Origin of the sequence: Desulfatibacillum aliphaticivorans DSM 15576 (genome assembly GCF_000429905.1) — a bacterium.
GTDB lineage: Bacteria > Desulfobacterota > Desulfobacteria > Desulfobacterales > Desulfatibacillaceae > Desulfatibacillum > Desulfatibacillum aliphaticivorans.
Window position 1 is genome coordinate 1 of the sequence record NZ_AUCT01000040.1, and the last position, 23,311, is coordinate 23,311.

Here is a 23,311-nt window from a genome sequence, read left to right on the forward strand (position 1 = left end):
GAGGGCGGTTTGCTGGAATTACCGGAGTTCTTGTTGAGCTGGGCTTCCAATTTTTCAATGCGTTTGTTTTGCTGTTGAATGATTTGGCCCTGTTCCTGAACAAGCTGGGTGAGTTGGTCCACGGATTGTTGAAGCTGTTGGACGGTGCGTTCCAGATAGAGCACATACTCACGCATAGGTTGGGGAGTGAGTTGCCAGTCCAGGTCGGATATGGGGCGCTTGGGTTTCATGAAACAACCCTAGCACATAACACAGAGGACGTCTAGTAGGAATAATTCCTAAGTAGGACTTTTTTTAGCCCCCTGAACGCTTACGCTTTTTCTGCCTAATAGATCCCACGGGGGCGAACACGGCCGTTTTTTAAAAAAAGACATGGCGGTCGGCTCCGTTCTGGCAGCTTTCCTTCTGATTTTTCCGATCTCCGCAGGCACAGGCGCTCATAAAATAAAGTCCTATTCCGGAGAATTTGAAGCCTATAGAGAAAAACTCATTCATTCTGATGCGCAGGAACCCTTGGATGTCATGGTCGCTGAATTGGAGAGTTTTATTGATCACAGCTTTTCAATTCAATCTTCGATGAAGCCAAGGACCCAAGAAGCCCTTAAGAATGCAGAAAAAATGATCACAATATTGGAATTTTTCTTCATTCGCCTTCAACGCTTGCAAGCCCTCCAGATGCAAACCGAAGCAGGCGTCTCTCCTGATTTCACGGACGCATCGCTGGCCGGGCTTCAGCATCGTATAATGACGGATTTTAAAAAGAGAACCTCAAACGAAAGAACCGGGGTGACTTCACACGCTTTTCAAGTCTGGCTGCACCTTACTCAGACGTCCGTTAAATTGGTTAAGGACAAAAAAATAAAACCCTTTATGAAATGCATGAATGAATCCTTTGAGGTTCTGAATGATCAGTTAGCCATTTATATGGGGGAAAACTTTCTTACGCCTCCCATTCATGTCGACCAAATTTTTAACGCTCCAAATTACGCCGAATTCCCTGCGGATTATAAAAGCGTCTCAAAGGAAAAGCTGGAGGAGTATGTCACAATTAGCGTGAGCGAAAATGGGTTTATAACTTTCACAGTCAAGGCAAATGAAGAGTTTCCGGCCTGGACGGCTGGAAAAACAGTCGTGTTTATTCCCACGGCCACCAAAAAAATCGATTTTCGGGGTAAAGTAAAATACTTGTTCAAAATAAAAAGAGTCGGAGGAAACCTGCAAGACGCCTTTCTCGAGGAAAGAAATGTCCTATATTAAGCGACGCGCCAGTTTAAGCTGCAATTGTGACAAATAGAGCATTTTACAAAGACTCTCAAAGACGCCCTTCGTCGACCGCCCAGGCGCCCCTTTTGAGCGCTGCAATCGCCGATTTGTTCGCCGCCCGCTTGAGACCAGTGTTAACCTTGAGAAAATATATTATTCATGGAACCTCAATACAACATCATTTTCAGGGGTGAAGTCCTAAGCGGCAAGGATCCGAAAAACGCCCAAAAGGTCTTCACCGCGGTATTCAAGCAACAAGCGCCCAAGGTGTTGGCCTCCATGAACGGAGGCGCCCCGTACATCCGAAAAAACCTGACTTTGGACCAAGCCAGAAAGTTCAAGGCCGTCTTTGACAAGGCGGGAGCGCGGATACAGGTTGTAAAAACCTTCAAATGCCCGGATTGCGGCCATATCCAGAAGACCAACAGCCAGTGCGAAAAATGCATGAATCTGAAAATGGAGTTCGAGTCCGGCCCGGAGCCGGACCAGCCTGACGAACCTCCATCCAAGGCGGCTGTCAGCCCAAAGTCCCCCAAGGGCGGCGGGCCTGCTCCGACTTTTTCCACAAAAAGACTGAACCAGTTCGCCGCCTATAAAGTTGTCTTTAAAGGGCAAATTCAGGCGGGATTTGACCAGGAGACGGTTAAGAAAAACCTGGCTAACGAGTTCAAGACCGACGTCTTTAAAGTAAACGCCCCGTTTGCAGGGGGGGACGATTATCACCAGGGGCAGTTAAATGGGATAAAGGCCGAGGAACTGCGGGAACGATTTGAACGCGCCGGCGCCATAGTGGACGTGATCGAAACCGTCAAGTGCCCCATGTGCGGCAAGGTTTTGGAGGCGGGGGAAAACTGTCCGGATTGTTTTGAGGAGCACGAGGGCCCGGAAATTGAGGACGTAGGCTATGTAAGCAGCGTCCCGGAGTCCTCCAAAATAGAGAGGGAAAAATCCACCTTTGGGGAGGGGACGGGGGAGAAAGAGGAATTTCGCCAGGAAGCCGTCAAACGATTCAGAAGGGGCGCCATACTATTATCCCTTTTATTTGCCTGGGCTTATTATGCCGGAAAGGGCATGGCCTTTGATTTCGATTTTTCCTATCTCCTTTCCGCCCCCTACTTTTGCAGAGGCTGTTTTTTTACGGCCAGGGCGAAAGGCTATTCCAAATGGCTCTGGCCTCTGGGGCTGCTCCTGTTAATCGGCGTTGGCGTCATGTATTTATTGCCGGACAAAACAAGCGGCGAAGGCAAAACGCAAAACGCCGACAAGCCGTTTTATAAAAAGGATTATGTCTGGGGCGCTGTTTGTCTGGCTGTAATGGCTGTTTTGCCCCTGGAAGACGTGGTAACGCATTTCAGATACAATGCTGCACTAAAAAAAACGAACCTGATTTTGCAAAACGCCAGCGACATGTCTTATAAAACGCCTCCAATGGAGCAGGCTGACGAGTTAATTGCTCATTTAGATGATTTATTTTCCATACTCAGTTACAGCAAAGTAACTTCCCACAAGGCGATACTAATTCGCGAAGAATTTACTTCCATACTGGAACATTTTTTCATCGGGCTGCAAGGCAAGCATCTCAGGCAAAGCGTGTCGGCGGAAGGGGTTTTGGAAGGATACTCCGTGGAGGAAATTTTTCATCTTAAAAAGAAAGTGATCGAAGCGTTTGAAGAAATGGTCCTGGACGAGCCCACAACTTTAATGGAGCACACGTACATCGTTTGGTACATGGTTACGCACAAAAAGGACATACCGGAAAATTTCCCCAAGCAATTCATGCAAGAGCTTGACTCCAACATAGACGCGATAATGGATAACCTGAAAATATACATGGAAGAGAATTATCTGGCGGCGCCCATCCATGAAGACCAGATTTTCAATCCCCAGAACTACGCCTCGGACCCCAATGAGTACAATCCAAGGTCCAGGAAGGTGATTGAAAAAATGGCAACCATCAGCATCGACAAGTTTTCAGGCATTCACTTAGTGTTCAAGGAGACTCCGTTTACGCCAAAGGCATTTGTAGGCGCCCGCCTTGTGTTCATTCCCAAGGTCCACAAGGAATTTAATAATAACCGCGAAACGCATTTATACCGTTATTTCAGGGTTGGAGGCGACCTTCCGGACTACCTGCTTGGAAAAAGGGACGTCCTGGCGAGAGCGTCATATAAAATGGTTGAGAGACATAGGGTTTATCAAAAACACCACCCTTTACTGACCAGATAATCCTTTAAACCGCCGCAAGTCAGGTTTTATGGACGATATTCAAGCACTGTCCCAGAGCGGGCGATACGGGAACCCGAAGTTGATAGGCTCCGGCGCCACGGCCAACGTGTATGCGGCTCGCAACCTGAAGACCGGCCGGGACGTTGCGGTGAAAATCCTGCATCCCAGCCTGGCCCGGGACGCCGCCAACCTGGAGCAATTCAAGCGGGAGATTCAAATAGCCCGGCTGGTGAAGCACCCCGGCATGGTTCCGGTTTACAACATGATGCGCCTGAAAGGGCGGGTTTGCATGGAAATGGAGCTGCTGCGGGGCATGACCCTGAAGCAGTATCTCCACGGTCAGGGAAGATTGTCCCTAAGCCTGGCCGCTAAAATCGGGACGAAAATCGCCGGCATCCTCCAGGCGTGCCACAAAAACAACGTCATTCACCGGGACCTGAAGCCGCAAAATATTTTCCTCACCAAGGACGGACGGGTGAGAATCCTGGACTTTGGCATCGCCAAGATGACGGCCGTAAGCGATCTGACCAAGACCGGGGTTTCTCTGGGCACCCCGGAATACATGGCGCCGGAGCTGTTCGCCGGGTCGTCGTCGGACCCCCGAACCGACTTGTACAGCCTGGGGATCATCCTTTTTGAAATGATCGCCGGCCGCCCGCCTTTTCAGGGGGACTCCATCGCCGAGCTGTTCACCACCCATCTAAGGACTCCGGTTCCCAATCTCCAGGAGTACAATCCTCAAACCCCGGCCTGGCTGAAAGAGGCCGTTAACAAGCTGCTGGAAAAAAATCCGGTCAACAGATACCAGTGCGTGGAGGAGTTCCTGCTGGATTGCAAAACCCGAAATGTGGCCGCCAATGCCCTGCCCAGCCTGAACAAGGCGCCCTGCATCCATTGCGGGAATGAAACCATCAAAAACCTGCCTTTTTGCGTTTTTTGCGGGTTCGGCTTTTCCCAAGCCTCGCGGGACGGAAGATTCCGGCTGATTCGCAATGTGGGCCATCGGAACTTCCGCATACCTCAATCCGAAAAGCGGGAGTTGCTGTCCTTTATTAATGAAACCTTTGACCTGGATTTGAAAAAGATTCCCGCCCACCGAAAGGTCCTGCTTACGGGCGTGGACAAAATGTTTGCGGAGCTGGTTCAAAAAAAGGCGGAAAGGAAAAACATCTTTCTGCAAGTGCACGAGATTTCGGGCGTCAAAGACTCAACCACGGAAGCGCTCCGGCTGACGACCTTCCTGCTTCCCATTCTTTATCTGATCTTATTTCTGCGTTATTTCGTCCTTCTCATTTTTGAAGTCACCACCCGGGTCTCCTCTCTGCAATTTATACTGCCGCTTATAGTGGCGGTCGTCGCCGGCGCATTAGTGTTCGCCATATCAGCCTCCATTATCGTCCGATCAAGCCTGGAGCCCATTCTCAAGCATAAGGACATCTTCTCAAAGGATTTGTTCCAGGACGCCAAATGGCTTCGCAATGTGTCCGACGCCCTGCAAAAACCCAGGACCGATGAAATGCGATTGACGCTGGCGCAAAGCATTGAGCGGATCCTTCTGCTTAAGGAAAACGCCGGCGACGTTCCGGGCCAGGGCCTGGAAATGGAAAAAATGAAGGAATTGATTCTTATCAGCGCCCGCGTAGCCAACCTGGCCAGCGAGGTGGACAACGTGCTCACGCAAATTGACTGGCACGGACTGGACGCCGAGCGCCTGACGGACAAGGCCTTGAAAGGCGACATGTTCTACATGGACCTCTTGGTGCAATATCAGGATTTGCAGGAAAAGCGCGACTCCCTCATGGCCCGGTTCAACGAATTGCGCTTTACCCTGAATCGCTTGTGCTCCCAGACCCTGGTTTTGAAAATGGAATTGGAGCGGGACGTGCTGGAGGAATATGAATCCGGCCTGAAATCCCTTGAAATGGAGCTTGGCGCATTAGCTGAAGTGAGGCTGGAGGTGACATTCCTGGTATGAGCGCCTTTAATGATCTGAAAAAAGGCAGCGTGCTAAAAAAGCGCTACCGGATAGAAAGGGTTCTTGGCAGCGGCCATAGCTCGGTCGTTTATGAAGCGGTGGACATGCGGTCCGACACCCTTGTCGCTATTAAGGTCATGGATCCGCTTCTCAACCTGGACTCCACCATCCAGGAGCGTTTTCTCCGGGAAGTGCAAATCCTTCAGCCCATTAATCATCCGAACATCATCCAGGTTTACGACGCATTTGAAACTCAGGGCTGGCGCTGCATCAGCATGGAGATCGCCCCGGGCCGGGACGGGAAGGAATACATCAGCCAAAGCGGCCCCATGCCTTTTACCGTATTCCTGAAAATCATGGATCAACTTTTAGACGCCCTGGCCGCTTGCCACGATAAGGGCGTCGTGCACCGGGACGTCAAGCCTCAAAACATAGCCATAGATGAGGAGCATCATCTCAAGCTGCTGGATTTCGGCATCGCTAAAATGAATACCATGAGCGACCTGACCAAAACCGGCACATCCCTGGGCACCCCGGAATACATGGCGCCGGAAATCTTCCGAAAAGGAGCGTCGTTCGACCCCAGAATAGACATCTACGCCGTGGGCCTGGTTATGCACGAGTTTTTGTCCGGCAAATCCCTGTTTCAGGCCAAAACGCTGAACGCCTTGTTTCAATTGCATCAAACAGGGGACAGAGCGCCCGTAACCGAAATGAGGCCGGACCTGCCTGACTGGATCGATTCCATCATCGCCAAGTGCCTGGAGCCCGACCCGGCGGAGCGGTATCAGTCGATTATTGAACTTCGAAGCGACATCAACAAAAGCAAAATGGCGTCCGCCCATTTGCAAAGACAGGCTGAACCGGCGCTTTGCAGCAATTGCCGAGCCAAGTTGTTCGCCCATACGCCTTTTTGCTGCCAATGCGGGGCCTTCGCCGAAGTCAAATTGACTCCCGGCGAGTACTCCCTGATCATCCAGGAATGCGGGGAGCATAGGCGGCTGGCGAAGTTTCTGGAAAAAACGCATAAGAAGGTTTCGGCCAAAGAGGTGGAAAAAAGCCTGGAAAAGCCTCCGGTGCTGGTTGCCAAAAACGTCAGCAAAGAGACGGCGGAAAGGCTTGCGGCGGACTTGTCGCTGTTTCCTTGCCGCACCCTGGTTACCAACCGTCTGTCTCAATCCTTTAAGCTGCCGGATTATTACGCTGCCATAGCATTTGTTTTGCCTCTGATCCTGATCATGTTCTCCGGAGCCAAAGCCAACGCCTTGCTGACGGCGGGCCTGGTCCTGCTTGCACTGGAAGCGGCCGCCTTTGCAATGTTCATGCGCAAAACCCGGCCGCTGATAAACATCAGCATCCAGGACGCCGGGCAGCCCCCGCCGCCAAGGGCCTTGGAATACGCTGAAAGAATCAAGGGGCTTTCCACGCCCAGATTCCGAAGCGCCATGGGAAACCTGTTCTCCAAATATTTCAGGATTCACAAAAAGGTCTCCCGGATGACCGGCGGAGAGCTTGAAGCCGAGGCGCTCGACCGGGTCATGGGCCTCGCCCTGGACAGCCTTAAAACCGCGGAGGAGTATATGCAGGCCCTAAGCTCCACATCCATTGCGGAGCTTAAGGAAAGGGAGTTTCGGCTTTCCACGCAAATAGAAATGGCAAAAAACGTGGAAACAACCGATAAGCTGATCAAGGCCAAGGCGGAATGCCTGTCTCAAATCACGATGTACCGGGAGATGGAGGACAAGTATCACAACCTGTTTACGTCCGTGACTCAGGCCAACGGGGCTTTGCAACGTTATGAAGATTCTCTGATGGACGCGTCGGAGGAAGGCATGATCAACGCTCTGGTGGAAAAAATGAACAACGCCCTGGTTATTGACGGAGATTTTCACTGACGAAAAAAGCCCCGGATGGATTTCCGGGGCCTTTATAATTCATGATGTTATTTCCGCGCTTAAGCGCGTTTTTTTTCGGCGGGTCTTAACGGCTCATTTTGGCTTTCAGGGCGGCCAGGGCGTCGTCGCCTTTTTTGTCGCGCTCCATGGCGGCGAACTTGGCCTCCAGAGCGTCGGAGGCGGGATCGCCCATCAACTCCACGGCGGCTTCCGCATCCGCTTCCATTGCCAGCACCTTTTCGTTCAATGCCTCCATGGCCGCCAAGGGGGAGCTTGCGTCGGTCGAGCCCATGCGGTCCGCCACGCTTTTCTTGGCTTCCGCCGCCTTATATTGGGCCGCCAGCAGGTTGTATTTTCTTTTGGAGTCTTCCACCTGCTTTTTCGCCTTGCCCAGGGATTGCTTCAGCTTTACCGTGGCGTCCCGCTGGGTTTCCCAATCTTTCAGGACTTCCCTTGCGCTGTCGGTAAACTCTTCCTTTTTCAGCAGGGCTTCCTTGGCCAGGAACTCATCGTCGTTTTCCAGGGCCAGCATGGCTTTCTTTTCCCAGGAGTCCGCTTTGGCGATTAAATCGTCCAACTGCATTTTCAGACGCTTTTCATCCGCCATGGCGGCTGCGACCGCTTTTTGCAGCGTGGATATTTGTTTGTTGGTTTCCTCCACAAACAGCCTGATCTGGTCTTCCGGGCTCATCATTTTATCAACCGCCCTATCGGTCTTTCCTTTTAACATAACGGAAACTTTTCCAAAAAAACCAGCCATCGCAGCCTCCTTTTTCACTGAATACGCGCAAGCCGCCTGGGTTTGGCGGTCTGCTCCTGTCTGTGAGATATTATGATTTCACCCTGGCAAGAGAAGTTGCTGTCAGGATACTGATTGCCCTAAAAGTTGATTGTTGAATTTTTGCATAAACTATCTTTCAATAGCGGAATTACATCGCGAATGCAACCCTAAGAATTCTAGCAATGAGGACAAGTTGTGACAGTAGGATGTTTTATAAAGGATAAATAGGGGGCTGTTTTCGCTAATCAACAATCTCGAATTTAACACGAAGACTGGCGGCCAAAATGTTTCGTTCTTCTTGACCTTGGCATTTGGCCCGAACTAAGTGCGACCTGCCCTTTTCCTCTCTTTCGCCTATGATGCGTTCCACATCAAACCATTGAAAAGGGGCGGAAATAAAACTTCGCAAGTCCTGCACGGGGTCTTTTTCATTCTTTGATTTCTTTTTGGAGCAACAACCCTCGTTCATTTTTTTCACTTGACCGCAAGCGTTGGCGAACACTGCACTGGTGCGGGTATTTGCAAAAAGGTCATCTAATTGGTGCGTTATCTCCCTGCATTCGGACGTCATGGCGGGCATAAAACACACGGTTGGGCGCATTTCATTGAATAGTTCGGTAGCTCTCGCGCTGTCTCCCTGGGCGCCCCAAAACCAATCCCTACAAATGCCAATGGCGAGTATCCCAATGGACGTGACCAAAAAGGTGTATCCTTTGCCAAGATGGATGTCTTCCGGCCTTGCTTCACCTTTCTTATAGACAAAAGGTGCGAATTTATCATGCCAGCAAACTTCCTGAAGCACCCCATTTTCGTTGGCGTACACGACTAAACGATTCCGGTATTTGCCCTCATCTTGCACATGCCAACTACCTCCCAAAAACAACAACGGGTATTCAGGCTTTTTTTCCTCGAAAAAACGATGACAAACGGCAGCGATTCTCGGCGAAGCCACCAGTTCCGGCAACAAAGCTATATGCACTTTATTATCGCAGCAGCTTTGAAGGTCTTCATAGATGCATTCCTCCCATCCTTCTCCCCATTCGTTCTCCTTGGGCTCCCTCAACAAAAAGGTGGGTTGCTTGGTTTCTCGGCAAAAATCATCCATGCAAATGTGCCGGGAGAGCGGCAAACAGGCCATGCGCAAACCCAGTTTTTCGTACTGCCCTGACAGCGTTTTATTAACTGCAGAACTCTGGGATTCCAAGTAGACAATAGAGGATTTTTCATCCCCTTTGGAAAATTTTACCCGGACAAAAGGAGGCAGGATTTTTGTATTGACGTCCCAGCCGTCTTTGGGCCATCCATGCAAAAGCGTGTGCTTGAGGGGCTCTTGTTCATTATTCAGGCTGCCTCCGTAAAAAGACGGAATGAGGCGGAACCGGTCGTCGCCAATGGTGTCTGACAGGCATTTATTGGTTGATAGGCCTTCTGCCGCGTCTGGATTCTTCTCGATAATGCGGGTTATTCGCCTATGTATCGGCTCACCCAAAATCCGCACTAAAGTCCGGGAGTAGCCAAAAAGGTTGTCACTGTGGGCTTGTAGCAGAAAGCGGCAAATAACTACCATTTTGCCATGTTCCGTGAATGGAGAATCGCTCCGGGGGCTAAAGGTCTCCAAATTTATGCCAGGGATGACAAGCTCTCCACCTCCATGGTATGAAGAATCCTTCATCTGAAGGATTGCACCGGCGTAGAGCTTGCATAATGCCGGCCACTGGCAAGAGGCCGCAGGAGGCTTCAAAGTCTCTAAGGTTTCATTCGCCGCTGTTTGTAATGGCTCCCCCATGGAAATCATCTAACCCCAATATCTTTAAACAAGGCTTAATGGCGACCGGATGCAAATCCCTGCTTCCGGCGGGAGGCTGGAACTTTTCAAGAAGCGCCGTCATTGAATTTATCAATAGTTCTTTTTTCTGAATGTCTACTAAAATAGATGCAGTTGCTGCAAAATGCAATACTATTTCAACTTCATTTGCTTTTAAAGCGCCCTCCAATTCCGAAGCAGCAATCGTTTCAGAGGCATGGAGGTCATCAAGGCCATGAATTATTGTGCATATCCACAGCAGCTGTTTTTCATAGAGACTCAATTTTTCACGTTCTGCATACTTTTGAATCATGCATGCAGTTTGCTCAACATCCTTATGCAGGGCTGCAAGGCAAATCCCGGGGAGGTCTGGCGCATCCGAGCTTATTAATTCTTCAATTGCGCATACTGATTCTTCAACAAGTTTAGCAGCTTCGTCCTCTCTGCCCGCCATAGCCAATAAGGTCGCCAAATTATATCTGGAGTACATCTCCCCAGATTGTAACTCCACTGCATTTCTGTATGCTGCCTCTGCGTCGTCAAATCGGCCTAAATGGTATGAAAGAAGATTGCCAAGGTTATTCCAAGAATAAGCATCTTTCGGATCCAACTCTATCGCTTTCCTGTATGCTGCCTCGGCTTCTTCGTAGCGGCTTAAGTGGTTTTTGAGAAGAAGACCAAGGTTATTCCATGGCATCTTATCTTTTGGATCCAACTCTATCGCTTTTTTATAGGCAGCCTCGGCTTCTTCATAGCGGCCTATATGTTCTTGGAGAAGATTGCCAAGGTTATACCATGACCTCGCTTCTTTCGGATCCAACTCTATGGCTTTCCTATAGGCGGCCTCGGCTTCTTCATAGCGGCTTAAATGATCCCTGAGAAGATTGCCAAGGTTATTCCATGCGCCGGCTAATTTCGGGTCCAACTCTATTGCTTTTCTATAGGCGGCCTCGGCTTCTTCATAGCGGCTTGGATGGTCTTGGAGAAGATTGCCAAGGTTAATCCATGGCGCATCATATTTTGGATCCAACTCTATCGCCTTCCTGAATGCGGCCTCCGCTTCTTCATAGCGATTTAAGTGATTCTTGAGAAGATTACCAAGGTTATTCCAGGGGGCAGCATATTTCGGATCTAACTCTATCGCTTTTCTATATGCGGCCTCCGCTTCTTCATAGCTGCCTGTAGAATCCACTATCAAATTGCCTAAATGCAGTAAGGAGTACGCGTTTTTAGGATCTAACTCCATGGCTTTTTGATAGGCTTTGGTTGCTTCTGAATGCTGGCTTAACTTGTGCGTGTTTATCCATCCTATTAATGTCCATATTTTTGATTGAAGAATCTTATCTTCTTTATAATCAGGCTTTTTAGCCGCAGCGCCCAATAAAGCCAAAGATATCTCATGCAAACCAGCATCATTCACATATCTTTCAGCATAATCCAATAAAATGGCCGCTGTTACATCTTTGGTTTGAACTTTATTCCCAAGATTGATCATAGCGTTTGAAAGCAAAGGATTAGCCTGCACAATCTTGGGCTCCAGAAATGTTATCACCGCCAAAGATGCATCCACAGGCGCATCTTGACATTCAATGAGTTCAATCAAACTATCCTGCCCCCACTCCTTATCCACTGTTTCTTGGGCAAGCATCAGATACACGGCCCATCTGTCCAGGCCTTGGATATTGCCGCCCCCCTCCCTAACCATATCCACAATTTGGGAGCCAGGGAGCAACCTAGCTCCCAAAACATGGAGAATATCCACCCATTCGCGCATTGCGAGCAAAGTCCGTAAGGCGAAAGCTCGATACCTGGAGGGCTTGATGGAGCACATTCGATCCTGCTCCTTTCTCAAAATGAGCAACAGATCCCGCAACTCCCTGTCCTCCATAGTGTCTATTCGAGAAAGGAGATTTAATTTATTTTCATAATTTCTTTCAACGCTGGCAGCAAGTATGTCCAGAAACTGGCCTGCAATGTCTTCGGCCGTTACCGGAAATCTGGAAAGCAAAATTCTTTCATTATAGGGCTCCTTGCAGAAGGTAGAAGGCCATGTCCATGAAGGAAGATTCCGCCAAAAATCGGCGACCCATTCCCATCCATGCTGCCCCCCCTGAGTTTCCCCGCGCTCTATAGAATCATCTAATGCGGAATTTTCGTATTTTTTACACGATAGCTCTTTCTCCCGTTTTACTGCCCATTCTTCTTCAAGCGCTTTTTGTGCAATAGCTAAAATTTCCTGGGCAGATCGGGATTCCGGGTATGCTTCCACAATGGGAGCGTCTAACAGTGCGATCTGATCACAATAATGAATCACTGGCAAGTCCGGATTCGGTATAAGAGTGTCATCTTCAAGCATTTGAAACGGAGAAGGAGGCAACACAAGAATCATGGGAAGGTTTTGATTATGAAAGTCCTTTGATAAATTGTGTAAAAGTATGTTAGCCTCATACAAACGTTTACGTGAGTGCTCCAACTCCGCATTAGGCACGGGGGAAAAAATGGGCCAAATCCTTAGATAAGGCACGTTGCTTCTCTGGAGCTTATTGGCCAAACCACGCAATGCGGCTTCCAAGCCCTGGATGTTTTGAGAATTGAGGCCGGAGACGAAAATCATTTCATCGAATAAAACGCCCGGGGCTGAGTCGGCTAATTCCGTCAGGCCGGTTCGAAGGTCAGTCAATAAGTAATCCAATTTATGGAGGCCGGGATTACGCAACTTATTGGCTAAAAACGCCTCTTTTTCCAGTTCCTTTTTGATAAGTCGAAAAATGTCCGGACCAATGGTCCGGTTCCCTTTGAACCATGGCTCATTCAGCGCGGATAGCACATCTGCATGGCTATTATCCTTTTTATGAGGGTTGTAATCTTTATACAAACGATACGGCCAGACAGGCGCAAGGTGGACCGACCCAGAGTACTCATAAGCCAGTTTTGTTTCATAGAAAATATCTTTAATTGCGGGCAGATTGAAACTTGTCTTGTCCTGATTTTCTCCAAATTCTCTGAATTCCTTGGTCGCAGCCACAAAGAAATCCCATAACCCCTTATCAGGATAATTGGACTTCTTTTTCACTGGGGTTGGTCTGAGGCAATCAAGGACGGAAAGACCGGGCGCTTCGAGGTCCAAATCCAGAAGGCCCACATGCTTCCCCGCTTTCGCAAGGATGTAGGCAATATTTAATAGCAGATTAGTTCTTCCCACCCCGCCCTTATAGGAATAGAATCCGATACTCCTCATTTTATGCCGCCTCGTCTAAAATACTTTCTATGGAAATTGGTTGGTTGCCCACAGAATGCGGGTCTATGCCAGGCTCAATACCGGAGGATTGAGTCCCATCCAATCCACTGTTTACCGATTGGCTAATATCTGCGGCATTTTCCACAAGACCTAACCCTTTGCTTTTCGCCCATGCAAAAGCTCTGGCTGTTAGCCGTATGGTTTGTCCTTTGGTGATCCCGTCCCTCTGCACGTACCCAGCCTCCTCTAAAGATCCTAACACCCTGGAAACAGTAGGTTTAGAAGGTTTATTCCCTAAAATGGGCCATTCTATACACAGATCGTTCAGAGTGAACGGATTACGCCCCAAGCCGAATACTGCTTCCAGCACCATCTCCCCGTTGTGAATAAAACGGATGGAGGACAAGGGATCATCTTTTGTAAGAGTGTGGTAAAAACTCCGGAGCAGACCGACCATGGAACAGACTTCCATGGCTTGACGCTTTTCCAGGGGTACATCCAGAATCTGTTTCCGCAGACGGGCTGCAAGGGGAATGAGTTGTTCCCGCAATCCCTCCATTTCCTCCTGATCGTTCAGCCCGAACCCGGAAGGTTTGTACATGTGTTGGACAAGAATATCCGTCAGTTCTGAGACCCAGTCGTCTTCCATGGGCTGCAACTCCGAGGTCATGGCCCATTTTTCCAGATATTCCAAAATGGCTTCTTGATGTTTCGTGCTCATAAGTTCCTCTCTTTCGACAACCATAAGCGTCATGAAAGGCCATCTTGCCCCGTTGTGAAATAATATGCAATAAAAAATCACACATTTCACAAGCTCTGGAGCACCTCGCCTCCTTCACGAATATCGGAATAATTATTTCATTTCTTTAGGTATATAGTAAATACTTATCCATTAATTGTCTATAAAGAAAACGAATACCCCCAATATAATGATACAAATGAAACAAAAAGACGCCAAATATGGAACTAAAAATCACGTATTTTTTAAAACCCTTTAAAAACTTTCCTTGGGCGGGTTGAAGTAGCCGAAGCGGACGTTGGGGCGCTGCCGGGAAATTTGATCCAGCATGACATCCACGCCGATGGGAACACCGCATTCGCCGGCCTGAGACATGGCGTCGTAATACTGCCTGGGATTGAAATTCATGTTTCGCCATTGGATCATGTTCACAGGATGATCCTTAAGGAACTTGAGGAAGGCCTCGGACTCTTCCGGGGAGTCCGTAAAGCCAGGCATGTTCAGATAATTGATGGACACCCACTTGCCGCGAAATCCCGCCATGTCGATGCTTTTCAAGACATCCTTAAAATCGTAGGATGGCCGGAAATAGGCCTCGTAGCATTCCGGGCGCACGCTGTTCATGCTGACCCGGATGGAGTCAAGGCCGGCGTCCAGGCATTCCTGCAGCAGGTCGGGCCTGCTTCCGTTGGAGTTCAGGTTGATGGTTCCGTCGGAGGTCTGCTCCCGAATCATGGCGATGGCCGGAGCGATGACCTTGGTCGCCAAGAGGGGCTCGCCTTCGCAACCCTGGCCGAAGCTGACCACACCGTTTTTCACCCGGGAAAGATGCTCCAGAGCCACCTGGGCGATTTCTTCGGCCGTGGGCGTAAAATTGATCCGGTCCTGGCTGTGAGGGATGGGGCTGTCCTTTTGCAGAGACAGGCAGCCCAGGCACCTTGCGTTGCAAGTCTGAGCCGTGGGCAGGGGGGCTTCCTCCCGGCCGATGAACATGTTCTTGGCCGCTGGGCATCCGTAAACCAGGGCGCAGTGCTCCAAATGCCTGGCCAGCCGGTTTTGGGGATATTTTTTTTGAAAACGTTTGACCCCGCTTTCCACTTTTTCGCGAGGCATGAGCCGCAAGTCCTGACGGCGGGAACGATCCACACGCAAGGCGGCGACCACCACGTCTTCGCCGTCCCATCCGCAGGCGCCGTAGGAAAACAAAGGCAAGGCCTGGGCGCCGGGTTCTTCAATAAATGCACAGGAAGCCGCGGCGATATAGCCGGGGGAGTTGAAGGTTGCCACGGGAAATATGGGCTCGCCGGGATTGTAGGGATTTTCCTCCAGGGCGACCAGATCCATGGAGTCCAGGTCCAGGGCGACCAAGGTTCTATCGGGCAGAAAAAGGGTTTCGCTGCCGTGGGGCTGGACAATCAGCTTTTCCCCGTCCAGGGGCCTCAGGTAATTGCCCGAGGCGCCGACGGCGGCGTAGCCTTCCAGTTCAAAAATCTCGCCTTCTTCATTGGCCGCCAAGGGCGCTACGGCTTCAAAATCCATATTTTTTAATCCCTTCTTGCAGTTTATTGATGACGGCAGGATATTTCTTTACGTTAGCCAAGTCAAGGGGGCTCAAACGCCTAAACTTTAAAGATGTGCTGGCGCTAACAGCAGGTTTTCATGTACAATAGGGGTTTGGGAAGACGCCCGGCGGTGTTGCGAAACGCCTTTAGTCCGAAACTTCCGTTATTTTTGCATGGTAAAAGCCCTGTTGCGTGGAGCCAAAAGACCAATGCTTAACATCACTGCATCCAGACGAAACAAAGGCCAGGGAGTGGAGTTGAACATCGCCCCTCTCATTGATATGGTCTTTATTTTGCTGATATTTTTCCTGGTCACCACCAGCTTTGTGCGGGAAACCGGCGTGGACGTGGAGCGCCCCTCCGCGGCTACGGCTGTGACTAAAAATCAATCCAGCATCCTGATAGCCGTCACCCGGGATAACCGGGTGTTTATGGAAAAAAGGGAGTTGGACCCGCGCACAGTGCGCGCCAATGTAGAAAGGGCCCTGGCTGAAAATCCCGAGGCCGGAATCGTGGTGGTGGCTGATAAAGAAAGCATGACCGGCATGGTCATTGAAGTTATGGACGAGTGCAGGCTGGCGGGAGCAAAAAACGTGTCTATTGCGGCGAGCCTGGATTCGGGAGGATAACGTGGGCGAGGCCGTCGGCAGCCAAAAGCAGTTTGGGTTGGGAGAGGGCAAAGCCTGGGCTTTGGCGATAATTGTCGCGCTGGTCCTGAACCTGTTTTTTTTCGGCCTCATGCCGGGCCTGATGACCCGGGCGCCCCGGGAGCAGCCGCGCATGGCGACAGGCGATCCCGTACGCATTGAAAGGGTTCGTCCGCCCGAGCCTGAAGAGCCCCGACCGCCTAAACCCCAAGAGACGCAGCAAGCCGCATCCCAGCCGGTCTCCCCCATGCCCCAAGCCAGCGCGCCGGACGCGCCCCGGCCGGACATCGCTCCGGTCCCCTTGGAGTTGAACCCGGCCCTGCCGCCTTCCTCGGTGTCATTCCCGGCGCCCAAGTATAAAACAGTTCCTTTGCCCGACGCCAAGCCGGCGCCCGCGCCTGCAGTTGTGCAAAAAGGACTGTATGAAATCTCGGAACTGGACGCCCCGCCCCGGCAGTTGTCAGGAGGAAGGCCAGTTTACCCGTTGAGGGCGAAACGCATGGGCGTGGAGGGGTCGGTCAAGGTCCACTTCATATGGACCAAAGAGGGAATAATCCGGGACATCCAAATTTTGGAAGTCGATCCCCCCGGATTTTTTGAAAAAAGCGCCAAAGACTATTTGGAAAGAATCCTGCGGTTGAGCATCGGTACGAAGGACGGAGTTGCGGTGGATTATCCCATGACTCAAACCCTGCATTTCCAACTGGGAGGCGAAGAATGATCAAAATCCGCCTCCATATTTTTATAGCCCTGTTGATATTGTTTGCCTGTCCGGCCTCTTCATTTGCGGACGAACCGATTTCCCAGCCTTTGCACAACGCCCTGGAAAAAGCCCAGTCTCTGATGGCGATGGGGGAGTATATGCAGGCCTCCAATCTGCTGGAAGAATTCCGCAAAAACAATGATGATCAGCATTATCTCCTGGATTTCATCCTGGGCGCCGCCTATCTTGAACAAGCCAAGCCTTCCCTGGCCAGGGATCGATTTGCAGCCTGCATCCAAAAAAAGCCTGACTACCTTCCAGCATTGCAAAACCTGGCGCGCTGCTGGTTTGACCTGGGCGACATGCCCCAGGCCGCAGATTATTACAAAAAGGCCTACGCCCTTTCCAATCCCCAGGAGCCGGATCTCTTATATTACGCAGCTGTGTGCCTGGCTTCGGGCGGAGACTATCCCGCGGCCTTGGAAGCGTTCCGGCGGCTCATGGCAGAACACAAAAGCCAGGCCCGGCTGGAATGGAAAGAGGCCATGGCCCAAACCCTGATTCAAGCCGATAAAAAGCGCGAATCCCTGCCCGTTCTGGAGGAAATCATCCGGGAGGCGACGGACGATAGAAAACGCAGGTGGCAGGAGGTCCTTTTATATCAGTACGCGGAACTGGGCATGGATACAAAGGCCGTGGCCTATGTGCACGCCCTGCTGGACGAGTATCCGGACGAGCCTTTATGGTGGAAAACCCTGTGGCGCCTCCATTTGAACCAGGGAAGATATAAAGAAGCTTTGGCCGGCCTGGTTGTATACAACTATTTCCAGCCGCTTTCGCCTAAGGAAATCGAATTGGCCGGGGACTTGTATTCGGCCTCCGGGGTTCCTGGAAAAGCCGTTAATTTTTACGAACAATCCTTGGAAAATAAACAGGATCCGGACGTAATCCTTAAGATTGCCGACGCGTTCCACCGAATAGGAAAGCTCCAGGAGGCTCTGGATTGGCTGGATAAAGCCTTGGAGCAGAATCAAAAAAGTACGATTTTGTTGTCCCGAGCCTATATCTTATATGATATGAAAGATTATTCAAACGCTGCAACGGCGTTCAAGACGGCGGCGCCCCAGGCGAAGAAGCCGGGGCAAGCCTGGCTCATGGCGGGATTTGCAGCGTATTATGCGAACAGCCTGGGCAATGCCAAGGAGTTCTTGAAAAACGCCGAAAAATACCAATATTCTAAAAAGACGGCGTCGACGCTGTTGTCTCTCATAATGCAACAGGAGGATTCATGAAGATTGCGATATGCGGAAAAGGCGGGGCCGGCAAAAGCACCATTTCGGCTCTTATTTCCCGGGGTCTTACGGAAGCGGGATTTCGGGTTTTGCTCATGGACGCGGATGAGTCCAACTTTGGGCTCCATCGCCTGCTTGGCGTGGAGCAGCCCGTCAATTTGATGGAAAGCATGGGCGGCAAGCCAGAGCTGAAAAAAAAGATGAATCAGGCTTTTCGGGAAAACCAGTCGGTTCAATATCTCAGCAAGGCTTTGACCACTTCGGACATCCCGGAGGAGTGCTTTGCCGAGTCCGACGGGGTCAAACTGGTTTCCATGGGTAAGATTCACGATTTTGGCGAAGGCTGCGCCTGCCCCATCGGCGTCCTATCCCGGAACTTTTTGAATAACCTGGTTCTTTCGGACGACGAGGTTGTGGTGATAGACACGGAAGCCGGGGTGGAGCATTTCGGCCGGGGTTTGGACGCCAACTGCGACCTGATTATCGGAGTTGTGGATCCTACCTTTGAGTCCTTTAAGCTGGCGGGAAAAATGCTTGAAATGTCTGACAAGGCTTTCAAAAAGATCTTTTTCATCCGGAACAAAGTAAGCGACAAGGTGCGGGAGGCTTTTTCCGCGGCCCTGCCCGCGGATAAAATCGCCGGAGAAATTCCCCAGGACGAAGACCTGTTTCTGAACAGCCTCAACGGGACGAAAATGTCGTCCGCGCCGCCGCAAGTCCGGGATATTTGCGCATTCATCAAAGAGCACTGGGTTAAGCCGGCGCCCAAAAGCGCGGTTTCGCCTCTTAAGTTGTAATCGGCTTTAGAAAGGGCTTTATGGCTGAGCGTTCGAAGAGCATATTTTTTGATGATAAAGACCACGAACTCCTTGAAATCGTAAACGGCGTAATCGCCCGGGGAGAGACCGTCAGCGTCCCCGGCGGCGCCTTTTACGACCATTTTCATCCCAATGGAATCATGGAGATGGCTGAGTCCCGCGGGTTAAGGCTTGCGCACGCCGTGGTCATCTTGCTCCAGTCCCTGGAAGTGGGAGGATTGGAGGATCGTCTCAGGGCTCTTCGTTATCTTCGCGTGGCAGTATACAGCATGTCGGTCGGCCCCATGCCCCAGAATACGGCAAGGGTGCTATTGCAGATCACCAAGGAACTGGTTCGCGCCCAGGGCGACTACCTGCGGCAATTGGAGCTTGCCCGCGACTTTCGCATGACCGCCACGGGCAAGCCGCGGAAAGTCCGGCAACAGCTAAGAAAGTATCATTTATTGGAAATGCCGGAGGAGTGGAACCAAATCGCCTTTGACGACCACGTGCACGACTCCAGCACCAAAGGCCGCAAAAGCCCCACGCATCTGATTATGGACGCCTGGATCAAAGGAATCCGGCGCTTGAGAATCATCCAGTATAATTACGTGGAGCCCAGAGCAGCCGCCGAGCTCATGGAAGCCGGCAAAATTATGGGCATGGACGTTCGCATCGGGATCGAATACGCCGCCAAATTCCGGGATAAATACGTTTATCTGATCTGGCGCCCCCGGGGGTTCGCCGACGTCCAGTCTTTTTTATGCTTCCTTGCAGAGCCTGAAATTGCGGACTTTTTGGCCAAGGGTAAAAAGGTGGCCCAATATCAAAAAGAGCATGTCCTGGAGGTTTTGGACAACTTTAATTCAAAGCATGCGCCTGCTTTGGAAAAAAACCTGGGCGTCAGGATGACGCCTCTCGGGCATCGGGATTTTCTGGAGTTTGTGGGCTCCGCCCAAGTATCATTGCTGCATCTAGCCAGATTCATCCATATGAACCTATTGCCTTTGATGCAAAAACGCACGGAGGCCTTGCGCCAGGAATACGCAGAGGCCGGCGATTCCAGAAAACAGGTGATAGAAGCTCTAGTGGAGGAAATGAATCGCCTGGACATGGAAGCCATTTACCAACAGCATTTGGAACCCACGGCCAATCCCTGCCTTGCGGACTCCCAGCAAGTTTGCAAGATAGGGGATGTGCCGGAGCTGTTGACCCTGACTCCATCCGAACTGGTGCATCGCCTGGACAGGCTTCACCGGGACTACCGCCTTACCCTGAACCTGAGCAACCTGGAAGCGGTTGATGTCTTGGAGTTGCTGTACGACTGCGAAGGGCTGATCACCCGTCTGGAAATATTCAATCTCAAGGATTTTGATAAAGGGCAAACCCACCACACAGCCGGCATCAACGAGCTTCAACGCGCCTTGAATGCGGACAATCCCATCAAGCTGAAAAAGGTCATCAACAAAATCATCAATTCGGTGCAGGCTTCGGACAAACCTGACAAGGAAGATCTCCTCGCCAAGCTGGACGCAATTCTTCACGACCTGGAAAGCTACAACGCCCTGTACTCCGGCCGTCCTTTAAAGCCCCGCATCGGGAGCGACTCAACCGGCTTGTCGCCCTATGTCCATGGAATGGGGCTTGTAATCCGGGAAACCCTGCCGGACCGGATGCAAAAGCACTTGAAGCGTGATCGCGATCCTGTCCGCGTAACTATCCCGCTTCGCATGGAAGTGTGGAAGAGGACGACTTTTGTACCGCCCCACGGGGCCAATCTTCCTTTAAGGCTAATCAGAAAAATTCCCGGCTTGCGCAGAATCGGGTGTTTGAAAGTCAACGACTGGCTGGTTCAGCAAAATACGGTGCGAACCGTGGAGCCCGGCAATATTGTCACCCTTGGCGGCCTCCCCAAGACGCGACAAAACGGGCTGAGCCTCAATCCTCCGGAAAAAAAGCCGCCAAAGAGGCCGTCCTTGACGTATCTGAGCACGCCGCTATTGAACTTCCTGAAGGTGTTTATAGGTTTCATCCCGGCATTCCTGACCTTTTTTCTGACCAAGGACTGGTGGCTGCTCGCCTATTTTGGCGCCCTGATTTGGTTCAGCATAACCGGGTTTCGCAATATCGTTCAATCCGTGCTTGGAGGCGGGGGGCTTAAACGGTCTCCTTTTTTAAAGTGGGGCGATTTTGTCAGTTGGGACCGCATTACCGACTCCCTGCTGTTTACCGGATTTTCCGTGCCTTTGCTGGATTACCTGGTCAAAACCCTGCTCATGGACAGAACCCTCGGCCTGAACACCACGACCAACCCTCTGGCCCTGTATGCTGTAATGGGGCTGGTCAACGGAATTTATATTTCGGGTCATAATATATTGAGAGGCCTGCCGCGGGCTGCAGCCACGGGAAACTTTTTCAGGAGCATCCTTTCCATTCCTGTGGCGCTTTTTCTGAACTTTCTCGTGGGCATGATTTTAGGCGCTCTGGGAGTTCAGGGCGTTGACCAGGTTCTGCAAAAATGGGCGGCGATTATCTCCAAAACGGCTTCGGACTCGGTGGCCGGCATCATTGAAGGGACTGCGGACCGACTTGTAAACATGCGCACCGGCCTGCGCGACTACGCCGGCAAGATGCGCAGTTTCATGGGGGTTTACACCCAACTCCAGGTTCTGCTGCCTGAGGTTCCCGCGGACGACATACTCAATTCTCCGGCCCTTTTCGCCCGCAAACCCAAATCCGAGATAGAAGACCTGCAAAAACTGCTGATCATGCATTCCCTGGACATGCTCTATTTTTGGGACTATCTGCCCCGGGGCCGGGACGCGCTGAAATCCCTGCTGTTCAACTTGTCCAGAGAAGAGTATCAGATGCTGCTGCATTCCCTGGAGGTTCTGGAGCAGCAAAAGCTGGTCAGCCAGTTGTTCATCGACGGTCTGGTGGGCAAAAACTTCGCCAGGGCCCTGGCCTTTTACCTGAATCGATCAGGCCCCTATTTGAAATCCATGCGGATGCTGGAATTTTCTATGCTTGGGGAACTGGGCGTTTGATGGTCAATACCAGCGCGGAGCCCCCAAACGCCATGACTGCGTACAAGGCGTAAGCAGAGTCATATGAGCCGGTGAGGTCGTAACTGACCCCGGCGGCGATGGGGCCGATAAGGGGCAGGGTCAGAAACAGCATCAGATATTTTAAAACGCTGGCAAAAGCCCGGCGGCCGAACAGGTATCCCGTTAAAATGGGGTAAGTGGACATGACGCCGCCCATGCAAAAGCCGAAAAGCGCCATAAAGCCGTACATGGCCGGCAGACAGTCTTTAATCAGGGAGAGGGAGAGGCCGATCCCGGCGCCTGACATCAGCAGGGAAATCACCCGCCTCGGCTCAAACCGGTCGCACAAAGAGCCCCACACGTATTTTCCCACGGCTCCGATAAAAGCCGTTATGGCCATCAGCACCATAGCTTTCATGGCAGAAAAGCCCTCGTCCGCAAATCGGGGCTGCAGTTGGCTCATCACCCCCATGACCCCGGCCAGGGTCAGCACATAGGCGAAGCCCATCTTCCAAAATGCCGGGGCTCTTACCAGATCCTTGAATTTCCACTCCGCGCCCTCGAAATCGGGAAACTGATTGGGCAGCAGGTCTGCTGCGTCCAGTTCTTCCCCTTGGCCCTCTTCCTCCGCATTGCCTATGCCGCTTAAGCCGTCCGGAAGCAGGCCGTAGGTCTCGGGCCAGTCACGGACGATGAACCAGGCTATGGGTCCTAAAAGCATCATAAACAGCCCGATGATGAGCGTGGTCCATTTCATGCCGATGGCAAAAACCATGGACATAGCGACCAGAGGAACCACCGCCCCGGAAAAACTGATGGCTGAGGCTGCAAAGCCCATGGCCTGCCCACGCTTGAGAATGAACCAGTTGCTGACAGCCGTATTGGCCACGATGCCGCCGTAGGCGTTGTTTCCCAGGTACAGCAACACAAAGATGATGTAAAACTCCCAAAGGGCCGTTACATGACCGATGCCTATAAACATGATTCCGGCGAAAAACGGGCCGATGACCATTAGGAGCCGCGGGCCGATTTTTTCCACCACGGTTCCGTACAAAAACTGCACCAGATAGCCAAAGAACATACCCGTGGACAAAGCGAAGTTTACGTCCGTGCGCGACCAGCCATTGGCATGGCACAATGGGTCCATGAATGCATTAAGAATGTAAAAACCGGTTCCCACGCTTAAAAAATTTGCAGCAAAGGCTACGGCGACAACATACCACCCATAAAATATCTTACTGTCCGGACGGGGAATCAGCATCAGCATATCTATTTATCCTTATTGAAATAGCCCAAAGGCGAGGAGAAAAACATAGCATTTTGGCCTCGGGTTCAGCAACAC

At 51.2% G+C, this 23,311-nt stretch carries 16 protein-coding genes; 9 read left to right on the forward strand and 7 right to left on the reverse strand.

The window, feature by feature from the left end:
* Positions 1-230 (reverse strand): DUF6444 domain-containing protein (locus G491_RS35665; protein ID WP_248635518.1); only part of this gene is annotated, 230 nt, incomplete at its 3' end.
* A gap of 142 nt (positions 231-372) precedes the next feature.
* Between G491_RS35665 and G491_RS0124615 the strand changes: the two genes are divergently transcribed.
* From G491_RS0124615 to G491_RS0124630, 4 genes are all read left to right on the forward strand, one after another.
* Positions 373-1,257, forward strand: coding sequence for a hypothetical protein (locus G491_RS0124615; protein ID WP_028316436.1), 885 nt, complete (start codon positions 373-375; stop codon positions 1,255-1,257).
* Positions 1,258-1,422: 165 nt separating this feature from the next.
* On the forward strand, positions 1,423-3,489 hold the full coding sequence (locus G491_RS0124620; RefSeq protein ID WP_028316437.1) for a hypothetical protein: 2,067 nt from the start codon (positions 1,423-1,425) through the stop codon (positions 3,487-3,489).
* 28 nt (positions 3,490-3,517) lie between these two features.
* Complete coding sequence (locus tag G491_RS34585; protein WP_084511683.1) at positions 3,518-5,464, forward strand: serine/threonine protein kinase; 1,947 nt, start codon at positions 3,518-3,520, stop codon at positions 5,462-5,464.
* Positions 5,461-7,359, forward strand: coding sequence for a serine/threonine protein kinase (locus tag G491_RS0124630; protein WP_028316438.1), 1,899 nt, complete (start codon positions 5,461-5,463; stop codon positions 7,357-7,359). Before G491_RS34585 ends, G491_RS0124630 begins: the two co-directional genes overlap by 4 nt.
* Positions 7,360-7,444: 85 nt before the next feature.
* Here G491_RS0124630 and G491_RS0124635 read toward each other — a convergent pair whose 3' ends face one another.
* The 5 genes from G491_RS0124635 to G491_RS0124655 all read right to left on the reverse strand — a co-directional run bounded on the left by G491_RS0124635 (position 7,445) and on the right by G491_RS0124655 (position 15,460).
* Positions 7,445-8,119 (reverse strand): PspA/IM30 family protein, encoded by a 675-nt coding sequence (locus tag G491_RS0124635; protein ID WP_028316439.1) that lies wholly within the window; start codon positions 8,117-8,119, stop codon positions 7,445-7,447.
* 262 nt (positions 8,120-8,381) lie between these two features.
* Positions 8,382-9,935: a hypothetical protein gene (locus tag G491_RS0124640; RefSeq protein ID WP_157468550.1), complete on the reverse strand. Its 1,554-nt coding sequence runs from the start codon at positions 9,933-9,935 to the stop codon at positions 8,382-8,384.
* Positions 9,895-13,182: a tetratricopeptide repeat protein gene (locus tag G491_RS34590; RefSeq protein ID WP_051327509.1), complete on the reverse strand. Its 3,288-nt coding sequence runs from the start codon at positions 13,180-13,182 to the stop codon at positions 9,895-9,897. The genes G491_RS0124640 and G491_RS34590 overlap by 41 nt, the downstream gene beginning before the upstream one ends.
* Position 13,183: 1 nt before the next feature.
* Positions 13,184-13,903 carry an IclR family transcriptional regulator gene (locus tag G491_RS0124650; RefSeq protein ID WP_157468552.1) on the reverse strand — a complete coding sequence of 240 codons (720 nt, stop codon included), beginning with the start codon at positions 13,901-13,903 and terminating at the stop codon, positions 13,184-13,186.
* 273 nt (positions 13,904-14,176) lie between these two features.
* Positions 14,177-15,460 (reverse strand): radical SAM family protein, encoded by a 1,284-nt coding sequence (locus tag G491_RS0124655; RefSeq protein ID WP_028316442.1) that lies wholly within the window; start codon positions 15,458-15,460, stop codon positions 14,177-14,179.
* A gap of 232 nt (positions 15,461-15,692) precedes the next feature.
* On the opposite strand from G491_RS0124655, the gene G491_RS0124660 reads away from it, so the two are divergent.
* The 5 genes from G491_RS0124660 to G491_RS0124680 are packed head-to-tail and all read left to right on the forward strand — an operon-like array spanning position 15,693 to position 21,969.
* Positions 15,693-16,112, forward strand: coding sequence for an ExbD/TolR family protein (locus tag G491_RS0124660; RefSeq protein WP_028316443.1), 420 nt, complete (start codon positions 15,693-15,695; stop codon positions 16,110-16,112).
* A 1-nt stretch (position 16,113) separates the two neighbouring features.
* Complete coding sequence (locus G491_RS34595; protein ID WP_028316444.1) at positions 16,114-16,851, forward strand: energy transducer TonB; 738 nt, start codon at positions 16,114-16,116, stop codon at positions 16,849-16,851.
* Positions 16,848-18,125 carry a tetratricopeptide repeat protein gene (locus G491_RS0124670; protein ID WP_028316445.1) on the forward strand — a complete coding sequence of 426 codons (1,278 nt, stop codon included), beginning with the start codon at positions 16,848-16,850 and terminating at the stop codon, positions 18,123-18,125. Before G491_RS34595 ends, G491_RS0124670 begins: the two co-directional genes overlap by 4 nt.
* Positions 18,122-18,922, forward strand: a complete 801-nt coding sequence (locus tag G491_RS32385; protein WP_051327510.1) for an ATP-binding protein — start codon at positions 18,122-18,124, stop codon at positions 18,920-18,922. Before G491_RS0124670 ends, G491_RS32385 begins: the two co-directional genes overlap by 4 nt.
* 20 nt (positions 18,923-18,942) lie before the next feature.
* On the forward strand, positions 18,943-21,969 hold the full coding sequence (locus G491_RS0124680) for a hypothetical protein (protein WP_028316446.1): 3,027 nt from the start codon (positions 18,943-18,945) through the stop codon (positions 21,967-21,969).
* Here the strand turns inward: G491_RS0124680 and G491_RS0124685 are convergent.
* Positions 21,944-23,236, reverse strand: a complete 1,293-nt coding sequence (locus G491_RS0124685) for an MFS transporter (protein ID WP_028316447.1) — start codon at positions 23,234-23,236, stop codon at positions 21,944-21,946. The genes G491_RS0124680 and G491_RS0124685 overlap by 26 nt on opposite strands.
* Positions 23,237-23,311 lie beyond the last annotated feature (75 nt).

What these genes read in the sequence shown, in the direction of transcription:
- G491_RS0124615 (WP_028316436.1), top strand. Translation starts at nt 373, where the DNA reads ATGGCGGTCGGCTCCGTTCTGGCAGCTTTCCTTCTGATTTTTCCGATC.
- G491_RS0124620 (WP_028316437.1), top strand. Translation starts at nt 1,423, where the DNA reads ATGGAACCTCAATACAACATCATTTTCAGGGGTGAAGTCCTAAGCGGC.
- G491_RS34585 (WP_084511683.1), top strand. Translation starts at nt 3,518, where the DNA reads ATGGACGATATTCAAGCACTGTCCCAGAGCGGGCGATACGGGAACCCG.
- G491_RS0124630 (WP_028316438.1), top strand. Translation starts at nt 5,461, where the DNA reads ATGAGCGCCTTTAATGATCTGAAAAAAGGCAGCGTGCTAAAAAAGCGC.
- G491_RS0124635 (WP_028316439.1), bottom strand. Translation starts at nt 8,119, where the DNA reads ATGGCTGGTTTTTTTGGAAAAGTTTCCGTTATGTTAAAAGGAAAGACC.
- G491_RS0124640 (WP_157468550.1), bottom strand. Translation starts at nt 9,935, where the DNA reads ATGATTTCCATGGGGGAGCCATTACAAACAGCGGCGAATGAAACCTTA.
- G491_RS34590 (WP_051327509.1), bottom strand. Translation starts at nt 13,182, where the DNA reads ATGAGGAGTATCGGATTCTATTCCTATAAGGGCGGGGTGGGAAGAACT.
- G491_RS0124650 (WP_157468552.1), bottom strand. Translation starts at nt 13,903, where the DNA reads ATGAGCACGAAACATCAAGAAGCCATTTTGGAATATCTGGAAAAATGG.
- G491_RS0124655 (WP_028316442.1), bottom strand. Translation starts at nt 15,460, where the DNA reads ATGGATTTTGAAGCCGTAGCGCCCTTGGCGGCCAATGAAGAAGGCGAG.
- G491_RS0124660 (WP_028316443.1), top strand. Translation starts at nt 15,693, where the DNA reads ATGCTTAACATCACTGCATCCAGACGAAACAAAGGCCAGGGAGTGGAG.
- G491_RS0124670 (WP_028316445.1), top strand. Translation starts at nt 16,848, where the DNA reads ATGATCAAAATCCGCCTCCATATTTTTATAGCCCTGTTGATATTGTTT.
- G491_RS32385 (WP_051327510.1), top strand. Translation starts at nt 18,122, where the DNA reads ATGAAGATTGCGATATGCGGAAAAGGCGGGGCCGGCAAAAGCACCATT.
- G491_RS0124680 (WP_028316446.1), top strand. Translation starts at nt 18,943, where the DNA reads ATGGCTGAGCGTTCGAAGAGCATATTTTTTGATGATAAAGACCACGAA.
- G491_RS0124685 (WP_028316447.1), bottom strand. Translation starts at nt 23,236, where the DNA reads ATGCTGATGCTGATTCCCCGTCCGGACAGTAAGATATTTTATGGGTGG.